1 protein-coding gene and 1 pseudogene are annotated in these 1,014 nt (G+C 43.3%); one reads left to right on the forward strand and one right to left on the reverse strand.

All coding sequences use genetic code 11. The annotated features are described in order from the left end of the window. On the forward strand, positions 1-201 hold a 201-nt coding region (locus ACFIO3_RS13880), incomplete at its 5' end, for an addiction module antidote protein (protein ID WP_375704668.1). Between the two features lie 84 nt (positions 202-285). Here the strand turns inward: ACFIO3_RS13880 and ACFIO3_RS13885 are convergent. Next, a pseudogene (locus ACFIO3_RS13885) lies at positions 286-1,014 on the reverse strand (late control protein); the annotation flags it as partial.

Below are 1,014 nucleotides of genomic sequence, written 5' to 3' on the forward strand. Positions count from 1 at the left end.
ATAGCGAAAAACCAAGGAATGAGTAAAATCGCCCAAAATACAGGGCTATCAAGAGAGTCTCTTTATCGTTCTTTAAGTGATAAAGGCGACCCACGGCTTTCTACTTTTCTCAGTGTTTTGAGTGCTTTAAATTTGCAGATTAGCTTAACGCCTATCCAAAATAATTGTAAGGAACAAGCAGCTTTAGAAGAAGCATCTTGACTACCTCCCCACCTTTAAAGATGGGGAAGGGAGGTATTTAAGCAATCTTTTAAATGAGGGGCTCTACATCTGGTTTATAACCTATCATGTATCCTCTTCGTCCATATGGATAACGCCTTCGCCTTCGTCGCATGCGTTTGGTGGAGCGTTTGGGTTAAGGGTATCATCTTTGTCTGGTGTGGTGTTTGCAACGTTTCCAGCTGTGTCTTCTTGGGCTTCATCAAAAAGTTCACAATCTATTTTTGTGGTGTAACCACCTGTTTTATCAAGTTTGTGCTTAACACTTTTGATGCGCCATTCTGCTGGAATATAAGGGCGGAAAGGGGGCTCTTGAACAAGCTTTGCTTCTGCTTGTACAAACGGATTACCGCCGATATCACATGAGAAAGAAGACTTACCGCGTGATGATTTATTGCGATAAGCAGCAATGGCCGCAACAGCCTCTGATTGGTTATGGTAGGTGTATTTGAGTTCATGAAACGGCGGATTACCAACTTCGACTTCCTTTTTTTCACCAGTGCGAATATCATGATAGCTTGCAATAACACCGCCTTTTTTCTCTTCTTCTTGCTCTTGATTTTCAGGCGTTTTGGCTTCCGTCTCTGCTTTAGGCAAATTGGGGGCGTCATTTTCATCCATATGGATAACATCTTCGCCTTCTTCAACTTCTTCTGGTTCTCGTGCATCAGCGGCGGCTTTTTGATCATCTCCTGCCTCTGTTGCTAAGCCATTGGCCGCTCCTGCTTCATCACGCGCACTGTATTTAAAATCCCAAGAGGTACAGAGTTTTTCATGGATAATAACAACGGGGAG

This window comes from Bartonella sp. AD328YNZD, assembly GCF_042196425.1.